19 protein-coding genes are annotated in these 26,411 nt (G+C 70.0%); 17 read left to right on the forward strand and 2 right to left on the reverse strand.

Annotated features, from left to right (window positions below; all coding sequences use genetic code 11):
- The first annotated feature begins 401 nt into the window (after nt 1–401).
- The 6 genes from ACWD26_RS38005 to ACWD26_RS38030 all read left to right on the forward strand — a co-directional run bounded on the left by ACWD26_RS38005 (nt 402) and on the right by ACWD26_RS38030 (nt 7,288).
- Nucleotides 402–2,201, forward strand: a complete 1,800-nt coding sequence (locus ACWD26_RS38005; RefSeq protein WP_451277261.1) for a BCCT family transporter — start codon at nt 402–404, stop codon at nt 2,199–2,201.
- Between the two features lie 282 nt (nt 2,202–2,483).
- Nucleotides 2,484–3,569, forward strand: coding sequence for an S-(hydroxymethyl)mycothiol dehydrogenase (locus tag ACWD26_RS38010; protein ID WP_451277263.1), 1,086 nt, complete (start codon nt 2,484–2,486; stop codon nt 3,567–3,569).
- On the forward strand, nt 3,569–4,201 hold the full coding sequence (locus ACWD26_RS38015; RefSeq protein WP_451277265.1) for an MBL fold metallo-hydrolase: 633 nt from the start codon (nt 3,569–3,571) through the stop codon (nt 4,199–4,201). Before ACWD26_RS38010 ends, ACWD26_RS38015 begins: the two co-directional genes overlap by 1 nt.
- 300 nt (nt 4,202–4,501) lie before the next feature.
- The gene (locus tag ACWD26_RS38020) at nt 4,502–4,864 is read left to right on the forward strand and encodes a bifunctional 3-phenylpropionate/cinnamic acid dioxygenase ferredoxin subunit (RefSeq protein WP_451277266.1); all 363 of its coding nucleotides are present in this window, start codon (nt 4,502–4,504) and stop codon (nt 4,862–4,864) included.
- Nucleotides 4,861–6,024: an NAD(P)/FAD-dependent oxidoreductase gene (locus ACWD26_RS38025; protein ID WP_451277268.1), complete on the forward strand. Its 1,164-nt coding sequence runs from the start codon at nt 4,861–4,863 to the stop codon at nt 6,022–6,024. The genes ACWD26_RS38020 and ACWD26_RS38025 overlap by 4 nt, the downstream gene beginning before the upstream one ends.
- Nucleotides 6,025–6,154: 130 nt before the next feature.
- A complete protein-coding gene (locus ACWD26_RS38030) occupies nt 6,155–7,288 on the forward strand; it encodes an aromatic ring-hydroxylating oxygenase subunit alpha (RefSeq protein ID WP_451277270.1) in 1,134 nt (377 codons plus the stop codon).
- 14 nt (nt 7,289–7,302) lie between these two features.
- Here ACWD26_RS38030 and ACWD26_RS38035 read toward each other — a convergent pair whose 3' ends face one another.
- A complete protein-coding gene (locus ACWD26_RS38035) occupies nt 7,303–8,049 on the reverse strand; it encodes an IclR family transcriptional regulator (protein WP_451277303.1) in 747 nt (248 codons plus the stop codon).
- Nucleotides 8,050–8,250: 201 nt separating this feature from the next.
- Here ACWD26_RS38035 and betA point away from each other — a divergent pair, with 201 nt between their 5' ends.
- Nucleotides 8,251–9,927, forward strand: a complete 1,677-nt coding sequence (gene betA / locus ACWD26_RS38040) for a choline dehydrogenase (RefSeq protein ID WP_451277272.1) — start codon at nt 8,251–8,253, stop codon at nt 9,925–9,927.
- A 3-nt stretch (nt 9,928–9,930) separates the two neighbouring features.
- Nucleotides 9,931–10,767 (forward strand): 5,10-methylenetetrahydrofolate reductase, encoded by an 837-nt coding sequence (locus tag ACWD26_RS38045; protein ID WP_451277274.1) that lies wholly within the window; start codon nt 9,931–9,933, stop codon nt 10,765–10,767.
- A 60-nt stretch (nt 10,768–10,827) separates the two neighbouring features.
- Here the strand turns inward: ACWD26_RS38045 and purU are convergent, their stop codons facing one another.
- A complete protein-coding gene (gene purU, locus ACWD26_RS38050; protein WP_451277276.1) occupies nt 10,828–11,700 on the reverse strand; it encodes a formyltetrahydrofolate deformylase in 873 nt (290 codons plus the stop codon).
- A 217-nt stretch (nt 11,701–11,917) separates the two neighbouring features.
- Here purU and ACWD26_RS38055 point away from each other — a divergent pair, with 217 nt between their 5' ends.
- From ACWD26_RS38055 to ACWD26_RS38095, 9 genes are all read left to right on the forward strand, one after another.
- Entirely contained in the window at nt 11,918–13,387 is a 1,470-nt protein-coding gene (locus ACWD26_RS38055) for an aldehyde dehydrogenase family protein (protein WP_451277278.1), read from the forward strand.
- Nucleotides 13,388–13,407: 20 nt separating this feature from the next.
- Nucleotides 13,408–14,496 carry a quaternary amine ABC transporter ATP-binding protein gene (locus ACWD26_RS38060; RefSeq protein ID WP_451277280.1) on the forward strand — a complete coding sequence of 363 codons (1,089 nt, stop codon included), beginning with the start codon at nt 13,408–13,410 and terminating at the stop codon, nt 14,494–14,496.
- A complete protein-coding gene (locus ACWD26_RS38065; RefSeq protein WP_451277282.1) occupies nt 14,496–16,529 on the forward strand; it encodes an ABC transporter permease in 2,034 nt (677 codons plus the stop codon). Before ACWD26_RS38060 ends, ACWD26_RS38065 begins: the two co-directional genes overlap by 1 nt.
- A gap of 12 nt (nt 16,530–16,541) precedes the next feature.
- On the forward strand, nt 16,542–17,519 hold the full coding sequence (locus ACWD26_RS38070; protein ID WP_451277284.1) for an ABC transporter substrate-binding protein: 978 nt from the start codon (nt 16,542–16,544) through the stop codon (nt 17,517–17,519).
- Between the two features lie 216 nt (nt 17,520–17,735).
- Nucleotides 17,736–20,174, forward strand: a complete 2,439-nt coding sequence (locus ACWD26_RS38075) for a GcvT family protein (protein ID WP_451277286.1) — start codon at nt 17,736–17,738, stop codon at nt 20,172–20,174.
- A 22-nt stretch (nt 20,175–20,196) separates the two neighbouring features.
- Nucleotides 20,197–21,057, forward strand: a complete 861-nt coding sequence (locus ACWD26_RS38080) for a bifunctional methylenetetrahydrofolate dehydrogenase/methenyltetrahydrofolate cyclohydrolase (RefSeq protein WP_451277288.1) — start codon at nt 20,197–20,199, stop codon at nt 21,055–21,057.
- A 75-nt stretch (nt 21,058–21,132) separates the two neighbouring features.
- Nucleotides 21,133–22,365, forward strand: a complete 1,233-nt coding sequence (locus tag ACWD26_RS38085; protein ID WP_451277291.1) for a sarcosine oxidase subunit beta family protein — start codon at nt 21,133–21,135, stop codon at nt 22,363–22,365.
- Nucleotides 22,366–22,376: 11 nt separating this feature from the next.
- A complete protein-coding gene (locus tag ACWD26_RS38090) occupies nt 22,377–25,631 on the forward strand; it encodes a sarcosine oxidase subunit alpha family protein (protein WP_451277293.1) in 3,255 nt (1,084 codons plus the stop codon).
- Entirely contained in the window at nt 25,624–26,226 is a 603-nt protein-coding gene (locus ACWD26_RS38095) for a sarcosine oxidase subunit gamma (protein WP_451277295.1), read from the forward strand. The genes ACWD26_RS38090 and ACWD26_RS38095 overlap by 8 nt, the downstream gene beginning before the upstream one ends.
- The last annotated feature ends 185 nt before the right edge of the window (nt 26,227–26,411 follow it).

The following is a 26,411-nucleotide window of genomic DNA, read 5'->3' on the forward strand; positions in this document are numbered from 1 at the left end:
CCTCGCTGACTTTGCTGACGTTGCGTCAGGCGCATGAGCGCTGGTGAGCCTCGTCCTGCGTGTCGACGATTGATCGTAGCCCGATGCGCCGTGTCACCGGGAGCACCCCGACCCTCCGACCTCACCCCGAGCGGTCGGGACGGCTGATTCCGCCCGTGCCGACCCCTTGACAGCCTTCCCCTGGAACGCAAGATTGTTGTTGCCTATCGCGGGTGGTGGTGCGTGATGCGCAACGCGCGTCCGATGGCTCGGCTGCTCGCCCAGATCTCCTCGACCCCGAGCGCCCGCCGAGCGCGCGTCCGACGACCCCTTCGCGCCGTCCGGCACGGCCGACAGGTCGGCGACGTGAGCCGCTGACCGAACCCGAACGCACCGCACTGCCGTCTGCGGAAAGGACGAGCATGACGAACAGAGCAATCGGAAAGGACGAGGGCCCGGACTGTCCCGTCCAGGCGGATCTACCGGGGAGTCCGGAGACGTCCACCGCCCCCCGGACGGACGCCGTCGTCTTCGGTGTCGCCGCGGCCCTCACCGTCGCCTTCATCGTGTGGGGAGCCACGGCGACCGACACGCTGGAGAGCGTGTCCGGGAAGCTGCTGGACGGGACCATCCGCAACGGCGGCTGGGCCTTCGTGCTCGCCGCCTCGGGCTTCGTGGTCTTCGCCCTCTGGCTGGCGATGAGCCGTTACGGCCGGATCACCCTGGGCGAGGAGGGTGAGGAGCCCGAGTTCCGCACGGTCTCGTGGATCGCCATGATGTTCAGCGCGGGCATGGGCATCGGCCTGATGTTCTACGGCGTGAGCGAACCGCTGTCGCACTTCGTCACGCCGCCGCCGGGCACCGACCCGGCCGACGCCCACCAGGCCATGGAGACCGCCATGGCCACCACCCTCTTCCACTGGACGCTCCACCCGTGGGCGATGTATGCGGTCGTGGGCCTGGCCATCGCCTACAGCACCTTCCGGCGCGGACGCCGGCAGCTGATCAGCGCCGTGTTCACTCCGCTGATCGGCGAGAAGCGGGCGAACGGCTGGGGCGGCCGGGTCATCGACATCCTCGCCATCTTCGCCACCCTCTTCGGCTCCGCCGCCTCCCTGGGGCTCGGCGCTCTGCAGATCGGCAGCGGCTTCACCGGACTGGGATGGATGGCGTCGGTCGGCAGCGGCCTGCTGGTCGCCGTGATCGCGGTGCTGACCGTGGCGTTCGTCGCCTCGGCGGTGTCCGGGATCGCCAAGGGCATCCAGTGGCTGTCCAACATCAACATGGTGCTGGCGGTGGCCCTGGCGGCCTTCGTGTTCCTCGTCGGGCCGACCGTCTTCATCCTCGACCTGCTGCCCACCTCCATCGGCGCCTTCCTCGGAGACCTGGCACAGATGGCCGGGCGCACCGAGGCGTCGAGCGGTGAGGGAGTCGCCGACTGGCTGGCCGGCTGGACGGTCTTCTACTGGGCCTGGTGGATCTCCTGGACGCCCTTCGTCGGCATGTTCATCGCGCGCATCAGCCGTGGCCGGACCATCCGGCAGTTCGTGGGCGGAGTCATCCTCGTGCCCAGCACGGTCAGCCTGCTCTGGTTCGCCGTGTTCGGCGGCTCGGCGATGCACCTCCAGGACGAGAAGCGCCTCAGCGACGCCTCGACGGCCCAGGGCCAGCTGTTCGACGTGCTCCAGCAGTACCCGATCGCCACGGTGACCAGTGTGGTGGTGATGATCCTCGTCGGGATCTTCTTCGTCTCCGGCGCCGACGCCGCCTCGATCGTCATGGGGACGCTCTCGCAGCGCGGTTCCCTCGAACCGACCCGGGGCATCGTCGTCTTCTGGGGCGTGCTCACCGGGGCGGTCGCCGCGATCATGCTGCTCATCGGCGGCGGAAAGGGTGACGCGCTCACCGGGCTGCAGAACCTCACCATCCTCGCCGCGGCCCCCTTCACCCTGGTGATGATCGGCTTGTGCGTCGCGCTCACCCGCGATCTGCGCCACGACCCGCTCATCATCCGCAGGAGCCAGGGCAAGGAAGCGGTCGAGACGGCCGTCATCGCCGGTCACGAGAAGTACGACGGCGACTTCGAGATCCGCATCGGCCCCGCCACGACAGACGACGGGGCGGTGTCCCCGGAGTCCACATCTTCGGAGCCCACATCTTCGGAGTCCGCGTCCCCGGAGTCCACGTCCACGTCACCGACCGCGTCCTCGCCAGCGCTCTGAGGGGGCGGGCCGACACCGGCGGGACCGTGGAGCAGGCGCGCTCGACCACGGCCCCGCCCTCGTCGTCCGGCCTCGTACGCCCACCCCCGTACGCCCGGCGCCGCGCCGCCGCATCCTTGACCCCCGGTCGGCGCTCCACGATGCTGTGTTGCGTTACATGAGATGCGTGCCGCGATGAGCAACATCAAGTCGGTTACCGCATCACTCACTTCTTACATCACTCGGTTCTTGCACCAGTCGGTTCTTGCACCAGTCGGTTCTCACATCAGTCGAGGAGTGCCCATGACTCACCAGGTCCGTGCTGTCGTCGCGCGAGGCAAGGGTGCCCCCGTCAGCCTGGAAACGATCATCGTGCCGGACCCCGGACCGGGTGAGGCGCTGGTGAAGATCGAGGCCTGCGGGGTCTGTCACACCGATCTGCACTACCGGGAGGGCGGCATCAACGACGAGTTCCCCTTCCTGCTGGGCCACGAGGCCGCGGGCGTCGTGGAGTCCGTGGGGGAGGGCGTCACCGATGTCGCCCCCGGCGACTTCGTCATCCTCAACTGGCGCGCGGTCTGCGGGCAGTGCCGGGCCTGTCTGCGCGGACGCCCGTGGTACTGCTTCAGCACGCACAACGCGAAGCAGAAGATGGCCCTGACCGACGGCACCGAACTGTCTCCGGCGCTGGGCATCGGCGCCTTCGCGGAGAAGACGCTGGTGGCGGCGGGGCAGTGCACGAAGGTCGACCGGGCCGCCTCGGCGGCGGCCGCCGGTCTGCTGGGGTGCGGAGTGATGGCCGGCATCGGCGCGGCCATCAACACCGGCAACGTCGGACGGGGGGACAGCGTCGCGGTCATCGGCTGCGGCGGCGTCGGCGCCGCGGCGGTCGTCGGGTCGAACCTCGCGGGCGCGGCCAAGATCATCGCGGTGGACATCGACGACCACAAGCTGGACACCGCCAAGAAGCTGGGCGCGACCCACACCGTCAACTCCAGGAGCACCGACGCGGTCGAGGCGATCCGCGAGCTGACGGGCGGCTTCGGCGCCGACGTCGTCATCGAGGCGGTGGGCCGACCGGAGACGTACAAGCAGGCGTTCTACGCCCGTGATCTCGCCGGCACGGTCGTCCTGGTCGGCGTGCCGACGCCGGAGATGAAGCTGGAGCTGCCGCTGCTCGACGTCTTCGGACGCGGTGGCGCGCTGAAGTCGTCCTGGTACGGCGACTGCCTGCCCTCCCGTGACTTCCCGATGCTCATCGACCTGTACCTCCAGGGCCGTCTGGACCTGGACGCCTTCGTCACGGAGACCATCCAGCTCGACGAGGTCGAGAAGGCCTTCGAGCGGATGCACCGGGGCGACGTGCTGCGCTCGGTGGTGGTGCTGTGATGGCCGGCGCCCGCATCGAACACCTGGTCACCTCGGGGACGTTCTCGCTGGACGGCGGTACCTGGGACGTCGACAACAACGTGTGGATCATCGGCGACGACCACGAGGCCGTCGTCATCGACGCCGCGCATGACGCGGATGCCATCGCCCGAGCCCTCGGCGGGCGCACCCTCCGGGCCATCGTGTGCACACACGCCCACAACGACCACATCGACGCCGCGCCCGAGCTCGCGGCCCGCACGGGCGCCCCGGTCCTGCTCCACGCCGACGACCTGCCGCTGTGGAAGCAGACCCACCCCGAGCGGACACCCGACGGCGAACTCACGGACGGCCAGGTCCTCACCGTGGCCGGTGTCGACCTGACCGTGCTGCACACGCCCGGCCACGCTCCCGGGGCGGTCTGTCTGTACGCGCCGGCGCTGACGGCGCTCTTCAGCGGTGACACGCTCTTCGCGGGTGGCCCCGGGGCCACGGGAAGGTCGTACAGCGACTTCGGCACGATCGTCGAGTCGATCCGGGAACGGCTGCTCACCCTGCCGGGCGACACCGTCGTGCACACCGGACACGGGGAGACGACCACGGTCGGCGCCGAGGCTCCCCACCTTCAGGAGTGGATCGACCGCGGTCACTGACCTCCCCCGGGGGTCTCGTGGCAGTGCCGTCGTGTGATGGCGCCCGCCGCTCGTCGAGGAGTTCACGCCCGCCTCACGCCCGCCTCTCGCCTGCCGTCGTCGCAGGCCGGAGAGGCGGGCTGTCGTTTGCGGGCCTCGACGCACGTTCAATTGGTTGCGTATCGCGCTCAGAGTTGTGTGAGAAGCAACAAAGTGGAGCGAGCGAAAGCGCCTCTTGGATGCCTTGACAAGGGTTGGGGGCGACCCCAGACTGATGTTGCGCTTACCGCAATCCGTTTCGCTATACGCACCCGAGGTGTCATGATGATTCCCGCGTGCCGTCTCGCGGATCTTCCGCGAGGCGAGGCCTTCAGGCTCGACATCGACCCGCCGGTCTCGGTGTTCCACACCGACGACGGCGAGGTCTTCGCCATCGACGACACCTGCACCCACCAGGACGCCTCGCTCGCCGACGGCTGGCTGGAGGGCTGCGAGGTGGAATGCCCGCTGCATGCTTCGAAGTTCGACCTGAGGACCGGTGCCGTCGACTCCCCGCCGGCCAAGCTCCCGGTCCGGACCCATGAGGTCCTCATCGAGGACGGCATGATCTACGTCCGGGTGTCCACGGACGCCCCCAACCTGCCGCCCTGCGTCGCCGCGCGGCTGGCCGGAGGTCCCGCGTGAGGACCGTGGCCGTGGTGGGCGCCTCGCTGGCCGGTCTGTCGGCGGCGCGCTCCCTGCGGAAACAGGGCTACGACGGACGGCTCGTCGTCATCGGCGACGAGATCCACCGTCCGTACGACAGGCCCCCGCTGTCCAAGGAGTTCCTGGCCGGGACCATCGGTGAAGCCGACCTCGCCCTGGAGACGGACGGCGAGGACCTGGCGGCGGAGTGGCTGCTCGGCACCCGCGCCACCGGCCTGGACCGCACCCGGCGTGCGGTCCGGCTCGCGGACGGCAGGGAGCTACGGGCCGACGGCCTCGTCATCGCCACCGGCGCCGCCGCGCGACAGCTGCCCGGTTCCGAGGGCCTGACCGGAGTCCACGTCCTGCGCACCCTGGACGACGCCCGCGCCCTGCGCGACGAACTGACCCGGGGCGGACGGCTGGTCGTCATCGGCGGCGGGTTCGTCGGCGCCGAGGTCGCCTCCACCGCGTATGCCCTCGGGCTGGACGTGACGGTCGTCGAAGCGGCACCGACGCCGCTCGCCGGCCCGCTCGGCCAGGCCATGGGGAGCATCGTCTCCGCTCTCCACGCGGACCACGGCGTACGGCTGTTGTGCGGCGTGGGCGTCAAGGGGCTGAGCGGAGAGCGCAAGGTCGACGCCGTCCTGCTGGAGGACGGCCGCAGCATCCCCGCCGACCTCGTCGTCGTGGGCGTGGGCGCACGCCCCTGCGTCGAGTGGCTGGAAGGATCCGGTGTCACGCTCGACAACGGCGTGAAGTGCGGCGCGGACGGCCGCACCAGCCTGGCCGGCGTGGTCGCGGTCGGTGACTGCGCCTCCTGGTACGACCCCCGGGCCGGCCTCCACCGCCGCGTCGAGCACTGGACCGGAGCGCAGGAGCGCCCGGCGGCGGCCGTCGCCACGCTGCTGGCGGGCGGCGCGGTGGAGCCGGGTGTGCCCCGGCCGCCGTACTTCTGGTCGGACCAGTACGGCGTGAAGATCCAGTTCGCCGGTCACGCGGCCGGTGCCGACAGCGTGACGGTCGAGGAGGGCGCCCCCGACGACCGCGACGTCCTCGCGGTCTACAGGCGAGAAGGCCGTCCCGTCGCCGTGCTCGGGATGAACCAGCCGCGGCTGTTCACCCGTTGGCGCAAGCAGCTCGCCGCCGCGGCATCTTGACACCGCGTGTGCCCCATCCCATGCTGCGGTTGCACATAGCGCGCAGCGTTGCACCACATACAACGCCGTCCGGAGTCGCTCTTCCCGGCGCGTGACCGCCCGATCCACGACGTTTCCCGAGGAGTGCACCGTGACCTCGACCAGCCTGCCGGACAGCCTGATCGCCACCCTCCCCGGCTCCTCCTACACCGATCCCGCGATCTTCGCCCTGGAACAGGAGCGCATCTTCGAGACGATGTGGTTCTGCGTCGCGCGCTCGTCGGACCTGGCGAAGCCCGGCGCCTTCCGCACCGTCGACGTGGGCCGCGAAAGCATCCTCGTCACCCGCGCCCGGGACAACTCGATCCGCTCCTACTTCAACGTCTGCCGGCACCGCGGAGCCAAGCTCTGCACGGAGGAGACCGGCGAGGTCAAGCGGGCCTTCCAGTGTCCGTACCACGCCTGGACCTACGACCTGACGGGCAAACTCGTCGCGGCGCCCAACCTCACCAAGATGCCCGACGTCGGCCGCACCGAGTACGGCCTGGTGAGCGTGGCCACCCGAGAGTGGCTCGGTTATGTCTGGGTGTGCCTGGCGGAGAACCCGCCCTCCTTCGAGGAGGACGTCATCGCCGATGTCGTCGGCCGCCTCGGCGACGTCGAGTCGATCGAGCGTTACGGCGTCGAGAACCTCTCGGTCGGCAAGCGGATCGTCTACGACGTCAAGGCGAACTGGAAGCTCATCATCGAGAACTTCATGGAGTGCTACCACTGCGCCACGATCCACCCCGAACTCACCGAGGTGCTCCCCGAGTTCGCCGACGGCTACGCCGCCCAGTACTACGTCGGGCACGGCGCCGAGTTCGGTGCGGAGGTCCAGGGCTTCACCGTCGACGGCTCCGAGGGCCTCGACCGTATACCGGGAGTCTCCGAGGAGCAGGACCGCCGCTACTACGCGATCACCGTCAGGCCGCAGGTCTTCATCAACCTCGTCCCCGACCATGTGATCTTCCACCGGATGATCCCGGTGGCCGTGGACCGCACGATCGTCGAGTGCGACTGGCTCTACCTCCCGCACGTCGTCGAGAGCGGGAAGGACGTCAGCCGGTCCGTGGAGCTCTTCGACCGGGTCAACCGGCAGGACTTCGAGGCCTGCGAGCGCACCCAGCCCGGAATGAGTTCCCGGATGTACGCCAAGGGCGGTGTCCTGGTGCCCAGTGAGCACCACATCGGCGCTTTCCACGACTGGGTGAACGAGCGCCTGGGCATGCGGCAGCCGCAGTAGCCGCGAACGGGCGATCAGCCCAGGTAACCCATGCGGTGGCTGATCTCGTCCGCGCCCTTGCACAGCACCGGAGCGAGCTCGTGCAGACGCTCCTCGGTCAGCCGGTACGAGGGCCCGGAGGCGCTCAGGGCCGCGACGACCGTGCCCTCCCTGTTGCGGATCGGGGCGGCCATGGCGTGCAGGCCGATCTCCAGCTCCTCGCGGGCCCAGGCGTAGCCGGCCTCACGGACCTCGGCGAGGTTCTTCTCCAGCTTCGTCTTCGCGGTGATGGTGTGCGGGGTGACCTTCTTCAGGCCCGCCTCGGCCACCAGCGCGGCGCGTTCCTTGGCGGGCAGATGGGCCAGCAGGACCTTGCCGCTGGAGGTCGCGTGCAGCGGGGTCAGCTGGCCGACCCAGTTCTGCGCGGTGACCGCTCCGGGGCCGCGCACCTGGTAGAGGTTGACCGCGTAGTGCTCCTGCAGCACGGCGATGTTGACGGTCTCGCCGAGCTCCTCGGCCAGGGCCTCGCACACCGGGCGGCCCTGCTGGGTGATGTCGATGCGGCCCGTCACCGCACCGGCCAGGCGTACGATGCCGAAGCCGAGGCGGTACTTGCCGCGCTCGCCCGCCTGTTCCACCAGACCGCGTGCCTCCAGGGCGCCGAGCAGGCGGAAGGCGGTGGACTTGTGAACATCGATCTCGGCGGCCACCTCGCTGACGCCCGCCTCGCCCCTCTGGGCCAGGATCTCCAGGACACTGATGGCGCGGTCCACCGACTGCACTCCGCCGGCCTGCGAGTTCGAGGTTTCTGTGTCAGTGCTGTAGTTGCTCACAATGAAACTATACGCGCAGTAAACAACACCATTGCAAGTAACGGCGTCGAAACGATGACCTTGTAAGTTGCGTCGTTCGCAACCTGGTGCGTATAGCGCTACCGGTACTAGCATGCACGCGTATCTACGGCGCGAGCGAGACGAGGCATCATGGCTCCCCTGCAATACGACTTCGTCATCGTCGGCGGCGGATCAGCCGGCTGTGCATTGGCGAACAGACTCTCCGCGGACCCGGCGAACCAGGTGCTCGTGCTGGAGGCCGGCCGCTCCGACTACCCGTGGGATGTCTTCATCCACATGCCCGCGGCGCTCACCTATCCGATCGGCAGCCGGTTCTACGACTGGAAGTACGAGTCCGAGCCCGAGCCCCACATGGGCGGCAGACGCGTCTACCACGCACGCGGCAAGGTCCTCGGCGGCTCCAGCAGCATCAACGGCATGATCTTCCAGCGCGGCAACCCCATGGACTACGAACGCTGGGCGGCCGACGCCGGGATGGAGACCTGGGACTACGCACACTGTCTGCCGTACTTCCGGCGGATGGAGAACTGTCTCGCGGCCGACCCGGACGACGAGTTCCGCGGCCACGACGGCCCCCTCGTCCTCGAACGGGGACCGGCGACCAACCCGCTCTTCGGCGCCTTCCTCAAGGCCACCGAGGAGGCGGGCTACGCCCCCACGGACGACGTCAACGGCTACCGGCAGGAAGGTTTCGCCAAGTTCGACCGAAACGTCCACCGCGGACGTCGGCTCTCGGCCTCGAAGGCGTACCTCAAGCCCGCCATGAAGCGGCCCAACCTCACGGTCACCACCCGCGCCCTCGTCACCCGCGTCCTCTTCGAGGGCAAGCGGGCCATCGGTGTCGAGTACCAGCGGGGAAGGGGCGCCCTCCAGCAGGTCCGCGCCAAGGAAGTCATCCTCTGCGGCGGCGCGATCAACTCCCCGCAGCTGCTGCAGCTCTCCGGCGTCGGCAACGCCGAGGAACTGAGCGCCCTCGGCATCGACGTCGTCCACGACCTGCCGGGCGTCGGCGAGAACATGCAGGACCACCTGGAGGTCTACGTCCAGTACGCCTGCAAGCAGCCCGTCTCCATGCAGCCGTACATGGCCAAGTGGCGCGCGCCCTTCATCGGACTGCAGTGGCTCTTCCGCAAGGGCCCGGCCGCCACCAACCACTTCGAGGCCGGCGGTTTCGCCCGCAGCAACGAGGACGTCGAGTACCCCAACCTGATGTTCCACTTCCTGCCGATCGCCGTCCGCTACGACGGGTCCTCGCCGTCCGGCGGCCACGGCTACCAGGTGCATGTGGGGCCCATGTACTCCGACGCCATCGGCTCGGTGAAGATCAGGAGCAAGGACCCCCGCGAACACCCCGCGCTGCGCTTCAACTACCTCTCCACCGAGCAGGACCGCCGCGAGTGGGTCGAGGCGATCCGCGTTGCCCGCAAGTTCCTCAGCCAGCCCGCGCTCGCCCCGTACAACGACGGGGAGATCTCGCCCGGGCCGAAGGTGGAGACGGACGAGGAGATCCTCGCCTGGGTGGCGAAGGAGGGCGAGACGGCCCTGCACCCGTCCTGCACCTGCAAGATGGGCCCCTCGGCCGACGAGATGGCCGTCGTCGACCCGGACAGCATGCGGGTCCACGGCGTCGAGGGCCTGCGCGTGGTGGACGCCTCGGTGATGCCGTACGTCACCAACGGCAACATCTACGCACCGGTGATGATGATCGCGGAGAAGGCGGCCGACCTCATCCTCGGCAAGGAGCCCCTGGCGCCTTCCCGGGCCGCGTACTACCGCCACAGTGACGCGCAGAAGCAGGCGGGGTAGACGTTGGGCGCCGCAGGGCTGAGGGCGCTGCTGAACAGCGTCCGCTACGAGGTGCTGCCCGCGAAGGCGACCGAGGAGAAGGTCCTCGCCCATGTTCCGCGCGACGTCGTGGTCACCGTGACGGCGTCGCCGGTCAAGGGCCTGGAACCGACCCTCGACCTGGCCGGACGGCTGGCGGGGCACGGCTACCGGGTGGTCCCGCACGTGCCCGCCCGGCTGCTGCGGGACGACGCCCATCTGAAGGACGTCGTCGACAGGCTCCGCGCGGTGGGTGTGGACGACGTCTTCGTCCCGGCGGGCGACGCCGACCCGTCGGCCGGGGCCTACGACGGGGCGCTGCCGGTGCTCCGCCGACTGAGCGAGCTGGGCGAACCCTTCGCCCGCGTCGGTATCACCGGCTATCCCGAGAGCCATCCGCTCATCCACGACGACGTCACCATCCAGGCGATGTGGGACAAGCGCGAGCACGCCACGTACATCGTCAGCAACCTGTGCTTCGACCCGCGCGTGCTGGCGGACTGGGTCGCCCGGATACGGGCCCGCGGCGTCGGGCTGCCCCTGTACGTCGGCGTCGCCGGCCCCGTGCAGCGGACGAAGCTGCTGTCCATGGCGACGAAGATCGGTGTGGGTGAGTCGACACGCTTCCTGACGAAGCACGCCTCGTGGTTCCTGCGGTTCGCGGCGCCCGGCGGGTACGCGCCGGAGAGACTGCTGACGCGTACCGAGGAGGCACTCGACGCGCCCACGGCGCGGGCGGCGGGGCTGCACCTGTTCACGTTCAACCAGATCGCCGAGACGGAGGCGTGGCGCCGCGCGCTGCTGGAGCGGCTCGGCGGCTGAGGGCACGGCAAGGGGGCGGGGCTGGAAGTCCAGCCCCGCCCCCCTGTGCTGCCGTACCGCTCAGCGGAAGACCACCGTGCGGTTGCCGTCCACCATGACGCGGCTCTCGCTGTGCCACTTCACCGCGTGCGCGAGCACCTGCGCCTCGACGTCGCGGCCGACCGTGACCAGGTCCTGGGGGTCGAGCGAGTGATCCACCCTGACCACGTCCTGCTCGATGATCTGTCCCTCGTCCAGGTCCGGGGTCACATAGTGCGCGGTCGCGCCGACGAGCTTCACGCCGCGGTCGTAGGCCTGCTCGTAGGGGCGGGCGCCCTTGAAGCTGGGGAGGAAGGAGTGGTGGATGTTGATGGCGCGGCCCTCGAGCTGCTTGCACAGGTCGTCGGAGAGGATCTGCATGTAGCGGGCCAGCACCACCAGGTCGATGTCCAGGTCGCGGACCAGCTCCAGCAGGCGCGCCTCGGCCTCGGCCTTGGTGTCCTTGGTGACCGGGATGTGGTGGAAGGGGACGCCGTAGGTCTCCGCCAGCCCCTCGAAGTCCCGGTGATTGGAGACGATCGCGGGGATCTCGATGTTGAGGGCGCCGGTGCGCCGGCGGAAGAGCAGGTCGTTCAGGCAGTGGCCGAACCTGGACACCATGATGAGCGTCCGGATCGGGGTGGCCGCCTCGCTCAGGGTCCAGGAGATGCGGTAGGCCTGGGCCACGGGACCGAATCGGTAACGCAGAGTTTTCACGCTCGCGTCCGGATCGGAGACGTCGAAGTGGACCCTCATGAAGAAACGGCCCTGGAGTCGATCATCGAACTGCTGGCTCTCCAGGATGTTGCCCGAGTTCCTGACGAGGAAGCCGCTCACTGCGTGGACCAGTCCGGCGCTGTCGGGACAGGAGAGGGTGAGGACGTACTCACGGCCAGGTTGCGGTCGAGGGGACATGTCAGCCTCCGTTGGTGCGTATTGCACAACATGGTGAGCGATACGCAACATGGTCGGCTCGACTCCGTCTGCGGTCAAGGGTGGCCGCGCAAGTGTCCGCATGGCCAAATCGTCATCCCGTAACCTCTTGACGCAGGTCGAGGCTTTGGACATGGTGTTCCACCACAAGCAATTTGATGCACAATGCGCAACGCATTCCAGCTGAAGGGCTTGGCGCGTGGCAGACCTGTATGTGGCTGGGGAATGGCGGGATCCGGTGGCCGGAGGGCTCCGGGAGATCCGCTGTCCCGCTGACGGCTCGCTCACCGCGACCGTCTCGGAGGGCACCCGTCCCGACACCGAGGCGGCGATCGCCGCGGCCCGCCGGGCCTTCGACGAGGGACCCTGGCCGCACACCCCCGAGCGGGAGCGGGGCGCCCTGCTGCTGCGCACCGCCGACATCCTCGAGCGCGACGCCAAGGAGTTCGCCCGCGCCGAGTCGCTGGACTCCGGCAAGAGGCTGGTGGAGAGCGAGTACGACATCGCCGACGTCGTCTCCTGCTTCCGCTACTACGGCGGCCTCGGCGGCACCGACGCCGGCCGGGTGATCGACACCGGGCGCGACGACGCCGTAAGCCGCGTGGTCTACGAGCCCATCGGGGTCTGCGGGCTCATCACGCCCTGGAACTACCCGCTGCTGCAGGCCAGTTGGAAGGTCGCCCCGGCTCTCCTGGCCGGCAACACGATCGTCCTCAAGCCCAGTGAGCTCACCCCCTCCACCTCGGTCCTGCTGATGAAGGCGCTGGCGGAGGCCGGGCTCCCGGCCGGCGCCGCCAATCTCGTCCTGGGCACCGGACCCGAGGTCGGCGCCCCGCTCTCCGAGGACCCGCGCGTCGACATGGTCTCCTTCACCGGGGGACTGGACACCGGAAGACGGATCATGGCCACCGCCGCGACGACGGTGAAAAAGGTGGCGCTGGAACTCGGCGGCAAGAACCCCAACGTGGTCTTCGCCGACGCCGACTTCGAGACGGCCGTGGACTTCGCTCTCACGGCCGTCTTCCTGCACTCCGGCCAGGTCTGCTCGGCCGGCGCCCGGCTGATCGTCGAGGACTCCCTCCACGACCGTTTCGTGGACGAGGTCGTCCGCCGCGCCCGGCTGATCCGGCTCGGCGGGCCCTTCGACCCCGAGGCCGACACCGGAGCGCTGATCTCCGCCCAGCACCGGGAGAAGGTCGAGGCGTACGTCGCGGCGGGCCTCGCCGAGGGCGCCGTACTGCGCTGCGGCGGCGAACGGCCGGACGACCCGGCCCTCGCGGACGGCCACTACTACCCGCCGACCGTTCTCGACGAGTGCCGGCAGAACATGCGAGTGGTGCACGAGGAGTCCTTCGGGCCCGTGCTCACCGTGGAGCGCTTCACCGACGAGGACGACGCCGTACGCATCGCCAACGACACCGAGTACGGACTCGCCGGGGCCGTCTGGACGCAGGACGCGGGCAAGGCCCAGCGGGTCGCCCGGCGGCTGCGCCACGGCACGGTGTGGATCAACGACTACCACCCCTATGTGCCGCAAGCGGAATGGGGCGGTTTCGGGCATTCGGGCGTGGGCCGGGAGCTGGGACCGACCGGCCTGAACGAGTACCGAGAGCCCAAGCACATCTGGCAGAACATCCAACCCCGGCCGCAACACTGGTTCCGCGGCTGAACGCCGAGAAGAGGTCGATCGTGACCCCAACACAGACCGAGGCGCCGCAGCGGCGCGGCACCCCCGAGGACTCGGACGGTACTCCGGTCATATCCGTGCGCCGGCTGTGGAAGGTGTTCGGGCCGAAGGCCGAGAAGGTGCCGGAGTCCGAGGAACTGTGCGGCCTCACCCGTCGCGAACTCATGGACCGCACCGGATGCACCGCCGCCGTGCGCGACGTGAACTTCGACGTCCGCAAGGGCGAGGTCTTCGTCGTCATGGGGCTGTCCGGCTCCGGCAAGTCCACGCTGGTGCGATGTCTGACCCGGCTGATCGAACCCACCGCCGGCGAGATCGTCTTCGAGGGCGAGGACATCCGCGACGCGGACGCCAAACGCCTGCGCGACCTGCGCCGCAGCAAGTTCTCCATGGTCTTCCAGCACTTCGGGCTGCTGCCCCACCGCCGCGTCGTCGACAACGTGGCGTTCGGCCTGGAGATCCGCGGCATGAGCAAGGCGGAGCGCACCAGGAGGGCCATGGAGGTCGTCGAACTCGTCGGCCTCTCCGGCTACGAGAACTCCTACCCCGACCAGCTCTCCGGTGGCATGCAGCAGCGCGTCGGCCTCGCCCGGGCACTGGCCGGCGACCCGGACGTCCTCTTCTTCGACGAACCCTTCTCGGCGCTCGACCCGCTGATCCGCCGCGACATGCAGAACGAGGTCATCCGGCTGCACCACGAGGTCGGCAAGACCATGGTGTTCATCACCCACGACCTCTCCGAGGCCCTCAAGCTCGGCGACCGCATCCTCATCATGCGCGACGGCAAGATGGTCCAGTGCGGCACCGGCGACGAACTGGTCGGGGCCCCGGCCGACGACTACGTCCGTGAGTTCGTCAAGGACGTGCCGCGCGGCGACGTGCTCACCCTGCGGTGGATCATGCGCCCCCTGGAGGACGGCGACGCCCTGGACGGCCCCGAGCTGGGCCCGGACGTCGTGGTGCGGGAGGCCACCCGGGCGGTACTGGCGGCCGACAAGCCGGTCAAGGTCATCGAGAACGGCGAACTGCTCGGCATCGTCGGCGACGAGGAGATCCTCGCGGTGGTCGCCGGGCAGGAAGGCGGCATGTGATGACCGTCGCCGTGGAGAAAGCGGGACAACCGCAGAAGCCGGAACCACCCCAGAAGGTCGACGCCCCGCCCCCGGCCGCCACGCCCGCCGCCCGCCTGCGCGGAGTCGGGCGCGGCACGGTCGTGGCCGCGATCCTGATCGCCTGGCTGGTGCTCTTCGCCGTGCTGCGCGGCAAGCAGACGCTGACCCTGGCGGCCGCCGATCTCACCGATCTGCACCGGTGGTTCAACGACGCCAACGACTCGATCGGCGCGAACCGCAACTCCAACCCGCTCTTCCTGTACTTCTTCAACGAGATCCGCCTGGTCATCGACACCCTGGTGACCTTCGTCCAGGAACTGATCTCACAGCCCTCCGCCGGCCGCCCCGTCCCCCAGATCGGCTGGCTCGGCGTCGTCGGCATCGCGGGCTATGTCTCCTGGGCCGTGGGCAACTGGCGGGTCGCCCTCCTGGCCGTGGCCGGCTTCACCTTCTTCGGGCTGCAGGGCCTGTGGCAGGAGAGCATGGACACCCTGGCGCTCACCCTCTCCGCGGTCCTCGTGGCGCTGCTGTTCGCCATCCCGCTGGGCGTGTGGGCGGGGCTCTCCGACCGGTTCAACCGGATCGTCACGCCCTTCCTGGACTTCATGCAGACGATGCCGACCTTCGTCTACCTGGCCCCGCTGACCCTGTTCTTCCTCATCGGCGGCGCCTCCGCGACGATCGCCACCGTGATCTACGCGGCGCCGCCCGCGATCCGCATCACCGCGCACGCCATCCGGTCCGTACCGGAGACCACCGTCGAGGCGGCCGACTCCCTCGGCGCGACCCGGCGGCAGGCACTGCTGAAGGTCCTGCTGCCGATGTCCAAGCGGACCGTGGTGATGGGCGTCAACCAGTCGATCATGGCCGCTCTGGCCATGGTGACCATCGCCGCCCTGATCGACGCGCCCGGCCTCGGCAAGACCGTCATCCAGGCCCTGCAGTCGCTCGACGTGGGCACGGCCTTCAACGCGGGCCTCGCCATCGTCATCATGGCGATCGTCCTCGACCGGGTCACCACCGCCGCCAGCGCGCGCCAGGAGACGGCCCGGCGTTCGGACGGCCGCTCCACCGCCTGGCGGCGGCCGCTGCTGGCCGCCGGCGGCGTGGTCACGGCGGTCCTCGTCTACATGTCGCACACCTATCTGTGGGCGGCCGAGTTCCCCGGCGAGGGCGGCGTCGGCAGCTCCATCGCGAGCGCGGCGGACACCACGACCACCTGGGTGCAGGACAGCCTCTCCGGCCTCACCAACGCCTTCCGCGACGGCATCACCAACGGTCTGCTCAACCCCTTCCAGTCGCTGCTCACCGACTCCCCGTGGTGGCTCGTCGGGGCGGTGCTGATCGCGCTCGGCGCGGTGCTCGGCGGATGGCGTGCCGGTGTCACCGCGGCCGTGTGCGTGGCTCTGCTGGTCGGCACGGGTCTGTGGTCGGACAGCATGACGACACTGGCGTCGACCCTCGTGGCGACGGTGCTGGTGATGGTCCTCGGCATCGTCCTCGGCGTGTGGATGGGGCGCAGCCTCCTGGTGGACCGGGTGCTGCGGCCCACGCTGGACGCGGCGCAGGTCATGCCGCCGTTCGTCTATCTCGTGCCGTTCCTCGCGCTGTTCGGCGCGACCCGCTTCACGGCCATCGTCGCCGCGATCGTCTACGCGGCACCGGTCGCCATCAAGATCATCGCGGACGGGGTGCGGGCCGTGCCCGCGGCCACCGTGGAGGCGGCCACGTCCGCCGGGTGCAACACCTGGCAGATCATCACCAAGGTTCAACTGCCGATGTCACGCAGTGCCCTGACTCTCGCCACCAACCAGGGCCTGATCTATGTGCTGTCGATGGTTGTTGTGGGCGGCCTGGTGGGAGCGGGCGCCCTCGGCTACGACGTCGTGGCCGGATTCTCCCAGGGGCAGCTGTACGGGAAGGGGCTTGCGGCGGGGCTCGCCATCGTCCTTCTCGGAGTCATGTTCGACCGGATCACTCAGGCCGCGGCACGACGTGTGAGCGCGTCATAAGGAGCACTGACCATGGCAACACAGGTACGACAGTGGAGATCCGGCCTGGCCGGACTGGCCGTTCTCGGTCTCGCCCTCACCGCCTGCGGCGGTGCGAAGGTCGGTGAGGACTCCTCGGGCTCGGACAGCTCGGGAAGCTCCGGCAAGTGCGGCACCTTCAACCTGGCCGTCAACCCCTGGGTGGGCTACGAGGCGAACGCGGCGGTCGTCGCGTACGTCGCGGAGCACGACCTCGGCTGCAAGGTCACCAAGAAGGATCTGAAGGAGGAGATCGCCTGGCAGGGCTTCGGGACGGGCGAGGTCGACGCCGTCATCGAGAACTGGGGCCATGACGACCTGAAGAAGAAGTACATCACCGACCAGAAGACCGCCGTCGAGGCCGGCGCGACCGGCAACGAAGGCCTGATCGGCTGGTACGTGCCGCCGTGGCTGGCGAAGGAACACCCGGACATCACCGACTGGAACAACCTCAACAAGTACGCCGACAAGTTCAGGACCTCCGAGTCGGGCGGCAAGGGCCAGCTCCTCGACGGCGACCCCTCGTTCGTCACCAACGACGAGGCCCTGGTGAAGAACCTGAAGCTGGACTTCAAGGTGGTGTACGCGGGCAGCGAGACCGCGCTCATCCAGGCCTTCCGCAAGGCGGAGAAGGACAAGGAATGGGTGATCGGCTACTTCTACGAGCCGCAGTGGTTCATGTCCGAGGTGCCCCTGGTCAAGGTCAAGCTGCCGGAGTACAAGACGGGCTGCGACGCCGACGCGGAGAAGGTCGCCTGCGACTACCCCGTCTACAAGCTCGACAAGATCGTCAGCACGAAGTTCGCCGAGTCGGGCAGCCCGGCCTATGACCTGGTGAAGAACTTCAACTGGACGAACGACGACCAGAACGTGGTGGCCAAGTACATCGCCGTGGACAAGATGACACCCGAGGCGGCGGCCGAGAAGTGGGTCAAGGCCAACCGGGAAAAGGTCGACGCCTGGATCAAGTGACCCGAGGCGGTACCGCGGTCGAACATGCCCGGTGGGCGGCGTGCACAGGTGTGCGCCGCCCACCGGGCATAGCCGTGTTCAGGGGCCGTTTTCCCCGGTCGCGGACCCCTTGACACCTCCTCCCCGAGGCGGGCACATTGAGTTGCGCAACCTGAACCATGTTGCGCAGACAGCAACTGAACCGGCTGGACATAGTTTTCAATCGGAGGTGCGGCGATGGCGGGACCCCGAGTGGTCATCATCGGAGCGGGCGTCGTTGGCGCGGCACTCGCGGACGAGATCTCCGCGCGCGGCTGGACCGAAGTGACCGTGGTCGACCAGGGCCCGCTCCCCGCCACCGGGGGCTCCTCTTCACACGCCCCGGGCCTGGTCTTCCAGACGAACCCTTCCAAGACCATGACCGAGCTGGCGCGCTACACCGTCGAGAAGTTCTGCTCCCTCGACGTCGACGGCCAGCCCTGCTTCCTCCAGGTCGGCGGCCTCGAAGTGGCCACCACCCCCGAGCGGCTGACCGAACTGCGGCGCCGCCACGGCTGGATCACCGCCTGGGGCATCGAGTCCCGGCTGCTGAGCGCCGACGAATGCGTCGAGCAGCATCCGCTGGTCAACCGCGACAAGGTCCTCGGCGGCCTCCTCGTCCCGACCGACGGCCTCGCCAAGGCCGTCCTCGCCGTCGAGGCTCAGATCCGCCGGGCCACCGAGCGCGGTGTGACCTTCCTGGCCCGCCACGAGGTCCTCGACGTCCTGCACACCGACGGCGAGGTGACCGGCGTCCGCACCGACCAGGGCGATCTGGAAGCCGACATCGTCGTGTGCTGCGCCGGCATCTGGGGCCCGAAGATCGCCCGCATGGTGGGCATGAACCTCCCCCTCACCCCGCTCGCCCACCAGCTCGCCTGGACCGGCCCGGTACCGGCGCTGGCCGGCCAGACCGAGGAGGCGGTGCGCCCGATCCTGCGCCACCAGGACGCCGACCTCTACTACCGCGACCGCTTCGACGGCCTCGGCATCGGCTACTACGGCCACCGCCCCATGCCCATCACCGCCGACGACATCCTCTCCGTCGACGAGGCCGACGAGATGCCGTCCGTCCTGAAGTTCACCGAGGAGGACTTCGAGGACGCCTGGACCGAGACGCGGTCCCTGCTGCCGGCGACGGCGGAGGCCAAGGTCGAGGAGGGCATCAACGGCCTGTTCTCCTTCACCACCGACGGCTACCCGCTCCTCGGCGAGTCCCCGGACGTCAAGGGCTTCTGGGTCGCCGAGGCCGTGTGGGTCACCCACTCGGCGGGCGTGGGCCGGGCCGTCGCCGAATGGCTGGTCGACGGCTACTGCTCCTCCTTCGACCTGCACGAGTGCGACGTCAACCGCTTCGAGCCGCACCAGCTGTCCCCGGAGTACGTCCTCGCCCGCGACTGCCAGAACTTCGTCGAGGTCTACGACATCCTCCACCCCCTCCAGCCCTCCGGGGACCCGCGCCCCATCCGCACCAGCCCCTTCCACGCCCGCCAGAAGGAGCACGGCGCGTTCTTCCTGGAGGCGAACGGCTGGGAGCGCCCCCAGTGGTACGAGGCGAACGCCGCACTGGTCGAAGGCCGCAGCATCCCCACCCCGGGAGACTGGGCCGCGCGGTACTGGTCGCCCATCGTCGGCGCGGAGGCCCAGGCCACCCGCGAGACCGTCGCGATGTACGACATGACGGCCCTCAAGCGCCTGGAGGTCACCGGCCCCGGTGCCGCCGACTTCCTGGAGCGGCTGGTGACGAGCAAGGTCGCCAAGTCCGTCGGCTCGGTCACGTACACCCTGCTCCTGGACCACGACGGCGGCATCCGCAGCGACATCACCGTCGCCCGCCTCGCCCGTGACGTCTTCCAGGTCGGCGCCAACGGCAACCTCGACCTCGACTGGTTCACCCGCCACCTCCCCGCCGACGGCACGGTCCAGGTCCGCGACATCACCCCCGGCACCTGCTGCATCGGCCTGTGGGGCCCCCTTGCCCGCAAGGTCCTCCAGCCCCTGACGGACGAGGACTTCACCAACGACGGCCTGAAGTACTTCCGCGCCAAGAGCGCCCACATCGGCTCCGTCCCCGTCACCGCGATGCGCCTGTCGTACGTCGGCGAACTCGGCTGGGAGCTGTACACCACGGCCGACCTGGGACAGAAGCTGTGGGACACGCTCTGGGCCGCCGCCCAGCCGCTCGGCGGCGTCATCGCCGGACGGGGCGCCTTCAACAGCCTCCGCCTGGAGAAGGGCTACCGCTCCTTCGGCACCGACATGACGTACGAGCACGACCCCTACGAGGCCGGCGTCGGCTTCGCCGTCAAGCTCGACAAGGGCGACTTCATCGGCAAGGCGGCCCTGGAGCGCCGCAAGGCCGACGTACGGCGCAAGCTGACGTGTCTCACGATCGACGACCCGCAGTCGGTCGTCATGGGCAAGGAGCCGGTGTACGACGGCGACCGGGCCGTCGGCTACGTCACCAGCGCCGCCTACGGCTACACCATCGGCAAGGGCATCGCGTACGCGTGGCTGCCGACGGAGCTGACGGTGCCCGGGACCGCCTTGCACATCGGCTACTTCGACCAGCGCGTCGAGGCGGTCGTCGCCGAGGAGCCCCTGTTCGACCCGACCATGTCCCGCCTTCGTGGCTAGCCCTGGGGAAGGGGTACCGCCGGTGACCGCACAACTCCTGGACGGGAAGGCGACCGCTGCCGCCATCCGTCGTGAACTCGCCGAGCGCGTGGCCAAGTCGACCGCCACCGGCGGCCGGCCGCCCGGCCTCGGTACCGTCCTCGTCGGCGACGACCCCGGCAGCCGTGCCTACGTCGCCGGCAAGCACAGGGACTGCGCGCAGGTGGGCATCGCCTCACTGCGCCGGGAGCTGCCCGCCGACGCCACGCAGCGGCAGGTCGAGGACGTCATCGACGAGCTCAACGCCGACCCGGCCTGCACCGGCTACATCGTCCAGCTCCCGCTGCCGCGTCACCTGGACGCCAACGCCGTACTGGAACGCATGGACCCGGCCAAGGACGCCGACGGCCTGCACCCCGTCAGCCTCGGCCGGCTCACCCTCGGTGTCGAGGCCCCGCTGCCCTGCACCCCGCGGGGCATCGTGGAACTACTCCGCCGCTACGAGGTGCCCCTCGCCGGTGCGCGGGTCTGTGTGATCGGACGCGGCATCACCGTGGGACGGCCCATCGGCCTGCTCCTCACCCGCAAGTCCGAGAACGCCACCGTCACCCTCTGCCACACCGGGACGACGGGCCTGGCCTGGCACGTGCGCGAGGCGGACATCGTCATCGCCGCGGCCGGCTCACCCGGGCTGATCACCAAGGACATGCTGCGCCCCGGCGCGGCCGTCCTGGACGTCGGCATCACCCGCACCGACGAGGGGCTCGTCGGCGATGTGCACCCGGACGCCGCCCAGGTCGCCGGATGGCTCGCGCCGATGCCCGGGGGCGTGGGACCCATGACGCGGGCGATGCTCCTCGCGAACGTCGTCGAGGCCTCCGAGAGGAACGCGAACGCCGTATGAACGCGAATCCCGTATGAACGCGCCCGCGTCCCACCACCCGCTCTGTCCGCACCTTCCACCCGACGGAGACGTCCGATGAGCCCCCGTACCCCCGGCGCCGAACTGCCCGAACACCCCGACTGGCTGTGGCGCACACCGGAGCCGAAGCGCGGTTACGACGTGATCGTCGTGGGCGGCGGCGGACACGGCCTCGCCACCGCCCACTACCTGGCGAAGAACCACGGCATCACCAATGTCGCCGTGCTGGAGAAGGGCTGGCTGGCGGGCGGCAACATGGCCCGCAACACCACCATCATCCGCTCCAACTACCTGTGGGACGAGAGCGCCGGCATCTACGAGCACGCCCTCAAGCTGTGGGAGGGCCTGGCCGACGAGCTCGACTACCCGATCCTCTTCTCCCAGCGCGGTGTGCTGAACCTCGCCCACAGCCTCCAGGACGTCCGGGACAGCGTGCGCCGGGTGGAGGCCAACCGCCTCAACGGCGTGGACGCGGAGTGGCTCGACGCGGACGGCGTCAAGGAAGTCTGCCCGATCGTCAACATCTCCCCGGACGTGCGCTACCCGGTCCTGGGCGCCACCTACCAGCCCCGGGCAGGCATCGCCAAGCACGACCACGTCGCCTGGGGCCTGGCCCGCTCGGCCGACGCCGCCGGGATCGACATCATCCAGAACTGCGAGGTCACCGGCCTGGACGTGGTCGGCGGCCGGGTGGTCGGCGTCCGGACGAACCTGGGCCCGATCGCGGCGGGCAAGGTGGCCCTCTGCTCGGCGGGCCACACCTCGGTCCTCGCGGCGATGGCGGGCATCGAACTCCCCCTCCAGAGCCACCCCTTGCAGGCCCTGGTCTCGGAGCTGCTGGAGCCGGTCCACCCGACGGTCGTCATGTCCAACGCGGTCCACGTGTACGTCAGCCAGGCCCACAAGGGCGAGCTGGTCATGGGCGCGGGCATCGACTCGTACAACTCCTACACGCAGCGCGGCGCCTTCCACATTATCGAGGAGCAGATGTCGGCGGCCCTGGAGCTCTTCCCGGTCTTCGCCCGCGCCCATGTACTGCGCACCTGGGGCGGCATCGTCGACGTCAGCCCCGACGCCTCCCCGATCATCGGCCTCACCCCGGTCGACAACCTCTACCTCAACTGCGGCTGGGGAACGGGCGGTTTCAAGGCCACCCCGGGCGTCGGCTGGGTCTACGCCCACACCATCGCCCACGACAGCCCCCACCCCCTCAACGCCCCCTTCTCGCTCGACCGTTTCACCACCGGCGCGCTCGTCGACGAGCACGGCGCGGCCGCGGTGGCCCACTAGGGAGCCCAACGATGCTGCTCATCACCTGCCCGTGGTGCGGGCCCCGCGACGAGGCCGAGTTCCACTACGGCGGCCAGGCCCATGTGCCGTACCCCGAGACCCCGTCGGCCCTCACCGACGAGGAGTGGGCCCGCTACCTCTTCTTCCGCGACAACGCCAAGGGCCCGTTCGCCGAGCGCTGGAGCCACGCGGCGGGCTGCCGCAAGTGGTTCAACGCGGTACGGGACACCTCGACGAACGAGATCCTGGCGGTGTACCGGGCGGGGGAGCCCCGCCCGGCAACGGAGGAACTGAAGCGCGCGGTCACTCAGGCCGGTGCAGCCACGGTTCAGCCGAGCCCGGCACCACCAGCCCGTCCGGCGCTTGAGGACGAGGCCGTTCAGGCTGAAGGGGGGTCTGGGGGCGCAGCCCCCGGGGATGGGACGGGTAGGGGCGGCGGGGGCGAGGAAACCCAACCGTTCCGCCACGCGACCCGCGGCAGAATCGACCGCGACACCCCCCTCACCTTCACCTTCGACGGCACCGCGTACCAGGGCTACCGAGGCGACACCCTCGCCTCCGCCCTCCTCGCCAACGGCGTCGTCCAGACCGGCACCAGCATCAAACTCGGCCGCCCCCGAGGCATCTTCTCGGCCGGCGTCGAGGAACCCAACGCCGTGATCCAGATCGAGGAACCCTTCCCCGAGCCCATGCTCCCCGCGACAGCCGTCGAGCTGTACGACGGCCTCGTCGCGAGCGGCCTCCCCGGCCAGGGCCGCCTCGCCACCGCCCCCGACCCGGCCCGCTACGACGCCGTACACGCCCACTGCGACCTGCTCGTCGTCGGCGCGGGCCCGGCCGGCCTCGCGGCCGCGGCGGCGGCAGCGAGGAGCGGCGCCCGCGTCATCGTCGCCGACGACCAGCCGGAACCGGGCGGCAGCCTCCTGGGCACGGGCGAACACCTCGACTGGGCCGAGGAGATCGCCGCACAACTCGACACCGCCCCCGAGGTCCGCGTCCTGCGCCGCACCACCGTCTTCGGCTACTACGACGACAACCACCTCCTCGCCGTCGAACGCCGCACCAACCATCTGGGCGCGGACGCCCCCGAGAACGTCTCCCGCGAACGCGTCTGGCGCATCCGCGCCCGTCGCGTCGTCCTCGCCACCGGCGCCCACGAGCGCTCACTCGCCTTCGCGGACAACGACCGCCCGGGCGTGATGCTGGCCGCCTCCGCCCGCACCTACGCCAACCGCCACGGCGTCCTGCCCGGCCGCCACGCGGTCGTCTTCACCACCAACGACAGCGCCTACGCGGCGGCCCTGGATCTCGCCGCGGCGGGCGTGGACGTCACGGCGATCGTCGACACCCGCCCCGAACCGGGGGAGTGGGCGCGACGCGCCCGCGAGGCCGGCATCGAGGTGCTGGCCGGACACGCCGTCACCGGCACGGAGGGCGACACACGCCTCACCGCCGTGACGGTCGCGCCCTACGGGGAGTCCACGGGGCGGCGGCAGTTCGCCGCCGACCTGCTGCTGGTCTCCGGCGGCTGGAACCCGGTGGCCCACCTGTTCAGCCAGGCGGGCGGCAAACTACGACACGACGAGGCGCTGGGCTCCTTCGTCCCCGACACCTGCCGTCAGGCGGTCGAGGTCGCGGGCAGCGCGAGCGGCGTGTTCGACCTCGCCGACGTGCTCGCCCAGGGCGCGGCCGCCGGTGCCCGCGCGATCGAGGCCGAGGGCTACACCCCGCAGGCCCCCCGCCTGCCGCAGGTGTCCGCACGGCCCCAGACGCCGCCCATGCACGTGTACGTCGTCCCGGGCGCCTCGGGCGCACCCCGCTTCGTCGACCTCCAACGCGATGTCACCGTCGACGACCTGGCCCGCGCGACCGGCGCCGGTATGCGCTCGGTCGAGCACACCAAGCGCTACACCACGGCCGGCACCGCCAACGACCAGGGCAAGACCTCCGGAGTCCTGGCCAGCGGTGTCGTCGCCGAACTGCTCGGCGTGGACGTCTCCGCGCTCGGCACGACGACCTTCCGTCCCCCCTACACCCCCGTCTCCTTCGCCACGCTCGCGGGCCGCGACCGAGGCGCGCTGCACGACCCGATCCGCACGACGGCCCTGCACGGATGGCATGCCGAGCACGGCGCCCTCTTCGAGAACGTCGGCCAGTGGAAGCGCCCTTGGTACTACCCGCGAGACGGCGAGGACATGGAGACGGCCGTGCTGCGCGAGTGCGCCGCCGCCCGCGACGGTGTCGCCTTCATGGACGCCTCCACCCTCGGCAAGATCGACGTCCAGGGCCCGGACGCCGGCGTCTTCCTCGACCTGCTCTACACCAACATGATGAGCACCCTGAAGGTCGGCATGATCCGCTACGGCGTCATGTGTCGCCCCGACGGCATGGTCTTCGACGACGGCACCGTCATCCGCCTCGACCGGGACCGCTTCCTGGTCACCACCACGACCGGGAACGCGGCGGCCGTACTGGACTGGATGGAGGAGTGGCTGCAGACCGAGTGGCCCGAACTGAAGGTCCACTGCACGTCCGTGACCGAGCAGTGGGCCACGGTCGCCCTCGTCGGCCCGCGCTCCCGCGAGGTCCTGGGCGGGCTCGCGCCCGGACTGGCCGTGTCCAACGACGACTTCCCGTTCATGGCATGGCGGGAGACCACGGTCGCCGGCATCGAGGCCCGGGTCTGCCGGATCAGCTTCTCCGGCGAACTCGCCTACGAGATCAACGTGTCACCGTGGCAGGCCCTCACCCTCTGGCAGGCGCTGTACGAGGCCGGTGCCCCGTACGGCATCACCCCGTACGGCACCGAGACCATGCACGTCCTGCGCGCCGAGAAGGGCTACCCGATCATCGGCCAGGACACCGACGGCACGGTCACCCCCCAGGACCTCGGCATGAACTGGGTGGTCTCGAAGAAGAAGCCCGACTTCATCGGCAAGCGCTCCCACGCCCGCGCCGAGACCCTGCGCCCCGACCGCAAACACCTGGTCGGCCTCCTCCCCGAGGACCCCGGGACCTTCCTCCCGGAAGGCACCCATCTGGTCGCCGACAGCGTGCTGCCCGCGCCGCCCGTCCCGATGCTCGGCCACGTCACCTCCAGCTACCGCAGTGCCGCCCTCGGCCGGACCTTCGCGCTCGCCCTGATCAAGGGCGGCCGGGACCGCATCGGCGAGCGGCTGTACGCCCCCGTGGGCGACCGGCTGGTCCCGGTGACCGTCGCGAGCCCCGTCCTCTACGACCCCGAGGGAGCCCGTCGCGATGGCTGACACCGCCCTTACCTCCCCGCCCCGCAGCCCCCTGGCGCACGCCGCCGACCGCCTGGCCGCCGCCACCCGCACCTCTGGGGGCGCGATCCGGCTGGCCGAACTCCCCTTCCTGGCCCAGCTCGACGTGCGCCTCGACGCCAAGGGCGCGGCGGCCGACGCCATCGGCCTCGCCCTGGACCTCCCACTGCCCCTCGAACCCAACACGGTCGTCCCCGCCGGGGAGCTGACCGCGCTGTGGCTCGGCCCGGACGAGTGGCTGCTCGTGGGCCCGCCCGGCAGCGAGCGGGACCTGGAGAGCCGTATCCGTACGGCGGCGGGAGACGAATTCGTCTCCGTCACCGACGTCTCCGCCCAGCGCACCACACTCCTCGTCACCGGCCCCCGCGCCCGCGACCTCCTGGCCCACGGCTGCACCCTGGACCTGCATCCCCGCGCCTTCGGCGCCGGACGCTGCGCCCAGACCACCCTGGGCCGCACCCAGATCGTCCTGGTCGCCCGGGACGAACCCAGCGCCGGATTCTGGGTCCTGGTCCGTGGGTCCTTCGCCGGCTATCTGACCGATTGGCTGCTGGACGCGGCGACGGAATACGTCTGACGGAATAAGCGGACGACCTCAGTGAGGTGAGCCCGACACTGCTGTGGGGAGCCGCTCAGCGGCTCCCCACAGCAGTGTCGTCGGTGCGTCGCCCTCAGCACTCGATGATGTTGACCGCCAGCCCGCCCCGCGCCGTCTCCTTGTACTTGACGCTCATGTCGGCGCCGGTGTCCTTCATCGTCTTG

This window comes from Streptomyces sp. NPDC002787 (genome assembly GCF_053592095.1).

Bases quoted from the DNA above. Each gene is read 5' to 3' on its own strand.
- ACWD26_RS38075 (WP_451277286.1), top strand. From the start codon at position 17,736: ATGGCGGGACCCCGAGTGGTCATCATCGGAGCGGGCGTCGTTGGCGCG.
- ACWD26_RS38070 (WP_451277284.1), top strand. From the start codon at position 16,542: ATGGCAACACAGGTACGACAGTGGAGATCCGGCCTGGCCGGACTGGCC.
- ACWD26_RS38090 (WP_451277293.1), top strand. From the start codon at position 22,377: ATGCTGCTCATCACCTGCCCGTGGTGCGGGCCCCGCGACGAGGCCGAG.
- purU (WP_451277276.1), bottom strand. From the start codon at position 11,700: ATGTCCCCTCGACCGCAACCTGGCCGTGAGTACGTCCTCACCCTCTCC.
- ACWD26_RS38065 (WP_451277282.1), top strand. From the start codon at position 14,496: ATGACCGTCGCCGTGGAGAAAGCGGGACAACCGCAGAAGCCGGAACCA.
- ACWD26_RS38005 (WP_451277261.1), top strand. From the start codon at position 402: ATGACGAACAGAGCAATCGGAAAGGACGAGGGCCCGGACTGTCCCGTC.
- betA (WP_451277272.1), top strand. From the start codon at position 8,251: ATGGCTCCCCTGCAATACGACTTCGTCATCGTCGGCGGCGGATCAGCC.
- ACWD26_RS38020 (WP_451277266.1), top strand. From the start codon at position 4,502: ATGATGATTCCCGCGTGCCGTCTCGCGGATCTTCCGCGAGGCGAGGCC.
- ACWD26_RS38015 (WP_451277265.1), top strand. From the start codon at position 3,569: ATGGCCGGCGCCCGCATCGAACACCTGGTCACCTCGGGGACGTTCTCG.
- ACWD26_RS38085 (WP_451277291.1), top strand. From the start codon at position 21,133: ATGAGCCCCCGTACCCCCGGCGCCGAACTGCCCGAACACCCCGACTGG.
- ACWD26_RS38010 (WP_451277263.1), top strand. From the start codon at position 2,484: ATGACTCACCAGGTCCGTGCTGTCGTCGCGCGAGGCAAGGGTGCCCCC.
- ACWD26_RS38095 (WP_451277295.1), top strand. From the start codon at position 25,624: ATGGCTGACACCGCCCTTACCTCCCCGCCCCGCAGCCCCCTGGCGCAC.